The organism is Priestia sp. P1_B12_1 (assembly GCF_056406695.1).
Map to the genome: position 1 here is coordinate 25,696 of NZ_JBFTZR010000021.1, position 6,945 is coordinate 32,640.

The window sequence follows — 6,945 nt, forward strand, 5'->3', positions numbered from 1 at the left end:
AATAAAAGTCTATACAGCTCAAGAAATCGCTGTATGAACTACCTGTTCTCCAACTACTAAAGCTACTTATTGGGGAGGGAATTATATAAATATTATAGTGTGAATAATAAAAAAACATCAAAAATGTGGTAATATATTCTTGATGGTAGGTCTATTGGATTACTATCATTAGGATTCAAAGGTAATTATATAGAAATTTGGTCATGATAAAAATTTAGAATCTAAAAGAGGAGCATTGATATGTTTTTAAAGAAAATTAAAATATGGAATTTCAGAAAATTTGGTGAGTCCAAAGAAGGTAAGCCCGGATTAGAATTGCAATTCCATAAAAATTTTAATTTATTAATTGGGGAAAATGATTCTGGAAAAAGTGCTATTATCGACGCAATCCATCTTACCTTAGGAACTGTAAGCTCTGAAAGTTTAAAAATTACAGAAGACGATTTCTATGTTAATACTTCAGGTATATCAAGTGATGAGATGAAAATAGAATGTATATTTGCTGAATTAAGTGAGCAAGAAGCTGGATTATTTTTAGAGTGGTTATCATTTGATGAAGAAGATAATTATGAACTAATAGTTAGGCTTACAGCAAAAAAAGTAGAAAGTAAAATTACCGGTGATCGTATTGAAAGAGTTATAAAGGCTGGTCCTGCTGATGCGGATAATAGGCTAGAAGGACTTGTACAAGAATTATTAAAAGCGACATATTTAAAACCACTAAGAGACGCAAAGAATGAACTAAAGCCTGGTTTTCGTTCGAGGTTAGCTCAAATTCTAAAGAGTTATTCAGCATTCAAGGTAACTACAGAGGAAAATCATCAGTTAGAAGAAATAGTTAAGGACACAAACAAAAAAATAGAAGAATTTTTTGAAAAGCCTATTGATGAAAAAACCATAATAGGTGAAGTTTCGAAATATTTAGAGGAATTTTTTCATATCCCCAAAGAAGGACAAAGTACGTATAGACCTAAGTTTGAAGTAACCCCAGCGAAATTAAACGATATTTTAAGAAAATTAAGCTTAGAATTAGACGATAAAGTTTCTGGACTAGGTAGTTTAAATTTATTATTTATTGCTGCTGAAATGCTTTTATTAAACGACAATGGTAGCATAGGTGCCAATTTAACCCTGATTGAAGAAATTGAAGCTCACCTGCATCCACAAGCACAACTTAGATTAATAAAATATTTACAAAAAAATCTAGAAGCTTCTGATCTCGTAACGGTGAATAATGGTCAATTTATATTATCTACTCATAGCACAACTCTTGCAGCCTCTACTTCTTTAGAACACGTTATATTAATTCATGATAATAAAGCTTATCCAATGGGATCAGATTATACCAATTTAGCAGAAGAAGATTATAAATTTTTGGAGAGATTTTTAGATGCTACTAAGGCGAACCTGTTCTTTGCAAAAGGAGTAATTTTTGTAGAAGGAGATGCTGAAAATTTATTGTTACCTACTTTGGCTGAATTAATTGATAGGCCTTTACATAAGTACGGGGTTTCAATTGTTAATATTGGAAATACAGCTTTTAAAAGGTATGCTAAAATTTTTTCAAGATCTAAAAAGTGGTTAGCCAAGGGATACTCACCATTAAAGCTACCTGTTTCGATTGTTACAGATGTAGATGTAAGACCTTTAGAATTCTATGTAGATAAAAACAAGGAAAATACAAAGTTATTAGTTATCCAAGACAAGGAAAAATTAAAAAAAATAATCTCCCTTTCCATTGAGCCTACTTCTAATGAAGTCGAAGAGTTACAAGAATTAATTGGTCAGACTTTTAATTCGTTTACTGATTTCATAACAAAAATGGATCAGTATGCATTGGAATTTGACAAGAATAATAAGGATGAGATAAAAGAAGTTCTTTCTGCCCCTATAAATAAAGAATTAATAACTACATTAAAAGATAATAAAAAGAAGCAAATTGAATTAGAGTTCGAAGCTTTTAAACCTAATCTAGAAATTTTTGTTGCATCTAATTGGACTTTAGAGTATGAGTTGGCCTTAAGCTCTTTAAGAAAGGAACTTGCTGAGGTAGTTCATTCGATACGTTATAAGAATCCTTATACGGATAAAAATAAAAAGAAGCTGGAAAGTATTTTTGAAATTCTGGCTGAGTCTGAACAAACAGAAAAAGCTGCTTATGAAATATATAAACCATTAAATGATAAGATCGTTTCTAAAGCAGTGGTAGCACAAGCTTTAGCTAAAAAATTAGAAAATTCAAAACCGGACTTAAAAAAGGCTATTTCTGAAGATCCTTATTTGGCTTATTTAGTTAAAGCAATATACCATGTTACGGAACCACCGAAAGGAGGTAAGAGGGTTGGAGAAATTATCGAAAAACCAACAGTTAGAGAAAATTCAAATAGCTAATTTAAGGGAAATTGAACGATCACTACTGCCAATTAACTGCAAATTTTCTGTGCAACAAAAAAATGTTATTTTATCTGAAAAAAGTGCCAATATTGTTGCGGGACCTGGAAGTGGAAAGACAACAGTACTAATAGCGAAAATTGCCTACATTTTAAAACAAATGGAGAAACAAAATAGTAAGGGAATTTGTATAATCACTCATACTAACGTTGCTGTAGAGGAGATCAAAAATAAATTGCAAGATATGGGCATAGAAAATTTGCAATATCCTCACTTCTTAGGCACAATACATGAATTTTTTAATCATTTCTTTACTTATAAAGCTTACCGAGAAATATATGGAAAAGGTGAGATTACTATATTTGAGGAAGAAGTTTATAAAGAGAGGTTTAAGGTCATGTTCGAGGATCATAGACCTGAATATTATAGTTATCCGGCACCTACCACCAAAATTACAAATACTTACTTAGAGTTTGACAGTAAAGATAGCGTTACTTTGATTGGGGAATGTTCAGATAGTTATAAAGACGCATTGATTAATACTTTTAAAAGTCTTTTAGAGATTGGGGTATTTAGACATAATGACTGCTTATCTTTTTCTAACTGGTATATTACTAAATACCAAAACAGTATTATTAATGCCTTTAAAAACCGTTTTGACTGGGCTTTTATCGACGAAGCTCAAGACACAAGTGCTATGCAGTATGATTTGCTAATAAAGGTGTTAGGAAACAGTTCTATAAAACTACAAAAATATGGTGATCCGTACCAATCCCTTTATACTATGTTTGGTAATGACCAAGATGCATGGGTACCTTCAGACGAAAAAGTAGACAAAGATGAATTATCTTATAGTACAAGGTTTGGTAACACTATAGCTAATGTGTTAAAGACCACTTGTATAGAGGAGTATAAAACACTTCAAGGAAATTCAAATCGTGTTTCTTTTAAGCCACACTTATTAATTTATAGTTCAACGGATAAAGTGGTTGAAGAATATCTAAAATTGATAAATGAATTTTCTCAAAATAACGAGGAATTTAGAATTAGCGAGAAGAAAATTGGAGTAGTGGGCTTAAAACACGATCAATTAAAAAGATACTATCCGGTGTATGAAAAGAAAAATGACGTGAAGGTAAAATCTGAAACAATAGTAAGGAATTTCGTTCAAGTACTATTGAGAGGGTTATTGTTCTATATAAAGCGTACAGATGATTTATTAAAACATGAAAAAGTAATATACTCACTTAGTTATTTTAATGAAATGTTAACTAAAGAAGAATACTTTGAAATTAAGTGTCTTATAGCTGCCTGTGTTAGAGATGTTTATCTCAATAAAGGTATTATAAATGCTACTACTAAAAATCAGGTAGTTACTATCTACGAAGGAATATCTAAATTAGAGGGAATATATCTTACTCAAGAAAATCTGTTAGAAGAGTCCCTAAAATATATTGAGAAGCAATTTAAAATAAATTATTTAAGCTATCAAAAGCAAGAAGAAAATTTGAGTATTGAAAAAAATGATGGTGAGTATGTTTCGATACAAGATGTGAACTTTGGTACTGTTCATGCTGTAAAAGGTGAAACTCATAAAGCAACATTGTTAGTACAGTCTGAAGTTGAAAAAGGATTTGACGAGAACAAAGAAACTTTTTATGACTGTGCAGAAATTTTTGATTTCTTAATTGGAAAATATTCAAATTATAATAATAAAAGAGGACCGTTATGTGAAGTAATCAGGGATGCGTTAAAGACAGCGTATGTAGCTTTAAGTAGACCTACACATCTAGCAGTAGTAGCAATTAGTAAAAAGAGTTTAGGAGGAGATTTAGAACAGAAGAAAAAACAGGCTATTAATGCTGGTTGGGTAGTTATAAATATTGATTAATTAAGTTTTTAGATTAAAAATGCTCAAATATATTTTGAGCATTTTTGCAGTTCTATGATTCCAAAAACGTTCGTAAAAGTGTGTGATCATTAAGAGACGTTCATAATTTAATTCCTAACGTAAATGAACGACGAAAATGATAGTTTTTTTATCCGAAAGTATAGTTCGTAAACGTATACTTTTACGAACTGTTTATTTTATTTCATTTCATAAAGATTAAAGCGTATCTAATGTTAAAAGAGGAGCTCATCTAAGTGAACTCCTCTTTTATGTAAAGATTATTCATGAAAATTGGACTGGCGTTGTTCTATTTTTTGATAAAACCATATTGTTCTAATATATCTAATGCTTCATTTCCTTGTAAATACTTATAGAATGAGGATGCTTCTTTAGTATGCTTTGTATCTTTGACTACACCTACAGGATAGACAATAGGGTCATGTGCTTTTCGATCAGCCGTTGCCACAATTTTGACCTTATCTGAAATCAAAGCATCCGTCTTATATACGATACCCGCATCCACGTTATCTGTTTCTACGTAAGAAAGAACTTGACGTACATCTTTCGCGTAGACAATCTTACTGTTTACTGCACTCCAAAGCTTTAATTTTTCTAATGTTTGTTTTCCATAACTTCCAGCAGGGACAGATTCAGGTGTACCTAAAGCAATTTTATCAGCTTGTTTTGATAAATCAGAGAAGCTTTGAATGTTTTTCTTTGTATCTTTAGGGACAATCAACACCAAATCATTGTCTACCAAATCAACACCCTGTTTTTTATCAATTTTCCCCTCTTGTACAAGTTCATCAAATTTATCTTCTGCTGCTGAGAAGAATATATCTACAGGTGCACCTTGCTCGATTTGTTGTTTTAAAGTACCTGAAGCCCCGAAATTAAACTTTAAATCTATATTTTTGTGTTCTTTCTCATACTTTTTTTCAATATCTGTTAAAGCATCTTGTAAGCTAGCTGCAGCAGACACAGTCAATTTTATTTTTTCTTTTGAATCTTGAGATGTGTTATCTTCTTTTGATGGTTTGGCATTAGAGCATCCGAATAATAAAGCTAGTGATAGTAAAATAATGAATAAATTGAACCTTTTAAACATACTTATACCTCCTGAATTTTATAACTAATTATAACTAAATATAACTAGTTATAAAATAAAATTTTTAGATTTTTCAAAAAGGCATATTTCAGTTGAACAAGGTAAAATAAAAAATAGAGGTGACAAAAATATGAAAAAGGAAAGATCTTATACAACTGAAGAAGTTGCAAAATTATTAAGAGTGTCAAAACTAACTGTTTATGATTTGATTAAAAAAGGGGAATTGCCTGCTTACCGTGTCGGAAGACAAAATCGAATTGATCAAGTTGATTTAGAAAATTACATTACCCAATCTAAAAATAAGGGAATGAATTACGAAAAGAATGATAGTGGAGACCTACATATTCCAACCGAAAATACAGTTATTATAAGTGGGCAAGATATGACATTAGATATACTTGCAGCTAGTATTCAATCCAAAGGTTTTAAAGCATTACGGGATTATAATGGCAGCTTAAATAGTCTTATTGCTATGTATAATGGAAAGTGTACGATTGTAAGTACCCACTTATTTGATGGAGATACAGAAGAATACAACCTTCCTTTTATAAAACGAATTTTAACAGGTCATTCCTATATGGTTATTCATTTAGTGTCTAGATGGGCTGGTTTTTATGTAGAAAATGGGAATCCACAAAATATAAAAACATGGGAAGATTTATTTAATAAACCTGTAACCATTATTAATCGAGAAAAAGGGTCTGGTGCACGTGTTTTATTAGATGAACAAATACGCATGCACAACGCCAATCCAACAGAAATAGATGGTTATCACATTGAAGAAACTAACCATCTTAGTGTAGCTTCAGCTGTTGCACAAGGACTTGCACATGTAGGAATTGGAATTGAGAAGGCTGCAAAAATGGTAGGTATAGAATTTGTTCCATTAATTAAAGAAAGTTATGATTTAGTCATTATGAAGACGGAAGAGAATAGCGAATTGATTAGATGTTTAATCGAAATCATGAATTCAACCGAATTTAAAAATAAAATTAATTCAATTGAGGGATATGATGCCCTTAGAACAGGAACCGTTATTTTTCAAGCCAATTAGTATTTATGGAGTATTTTCTTTTTGGTTTCAGAAGAAAGACATAATAATTTTAACAAAACATTTCCAAAATCAACAAAATAAAAAGCAACCTCTGCAGTGGACGGGAGGTTGCTCAAAAATAGGGTTACGTTGAAATTTGTAAAAAATAGTCTGACTTTTAATATATCATATTTGTATACAAAATCAATTATTTGAACCGTTCTGCATATGAATAAAAGGTGCACTTTTTATTCATTCTCTGGCTACTCATCTCCTAATGAAACGTTGATTTATCAAGGATGTATAAAAAGCTGCATATTGGAGAGAAACCAACTCTTGAAGAATCCTTATACGCCAAGGGTTCTCTTTTTGCGTGTGTTCCGGAAAGAGACATTATGGTGCGACAAGAAGTCGCTTTCTTACAGTGTAGCTAACGCTACTCATCTAGACGTAGAGATGATCTCCATCCAAAACGGCATTCTTGGTAACGAGTTTGTCGGTTGCATGAGGAAATGCGGAAAC

4 protein-coding genes are annotated in these 6,945 nt (G+C 31.3%); 3 read left to right on the top strand and 1 reads right to left on the bottom strand.

The annotated features are described in order from the left end of the window. Positions 1 to 240: 240 nt before the first annotated feature. A complete protein-coding gene (locus AC1D0Y_RS27245) occupies positions 241 to 2,391 on the top strand; it encodes an ATP-dependent nuclease (RefSeq protein WP_477708191.1) in 2,151 nt (716 codons plus the stop codon). After that, positions 2,342 to 4,282, top strand: a complete 1,941-nt coding sequence (locus tag AC1D0Y_RS27250; RefSeq protein WP_477708192.1) for a UvrD-helicase domain-containing protein — start codon at positions 2,342 to 2,344, stop codon at positions 4,280 to 4,282. The genes AC1D0Y_RS27245 and AC1D0Y_RS27250 overlap by 50 nt, the downstream gene beginning before the upstream one ends. 307 nt (positions 4,283 to 4,589) lie before the next feature. On the opposite strand, the gene modA is transcribed toward AC1D0Y_RS27250, so the two are convergent. After that, positions 4,590 to 5,390: a molybdate ABC transporter substrate-binding protein gene (gene modA, locus AC1D0Y_RS27255; RefSeq protein ID WP_477708193.1), complete on the bottom strand. Its 801-nt coding sequence runs from the start codon at positions 5,388 to 5,390 to the stop codon at positions 4,590 to 4,592. Between the two features lie 130 nt (positions 5,391 to 5,520). Between modA and AC1D0Y_RS27260 the strand changes: the two genes are divergently transcribed. Continuing rightward, the gene (locus AC1D0Y_RS27260; RefSeq protein WP_477708194.1) at positions 5,521 to 6,444 is read left to right on the top strand and encodes a substrate-binding domain-containing protein; all 924 of its coding nucleotides are present in this window, start codon (positions 5,521 to 5,523) and stop codon (positions 6,442 to 6,444) included. The last annotated feature ends 501 nt before the right edge of the window (positions 6,445 to 6,945 follow it).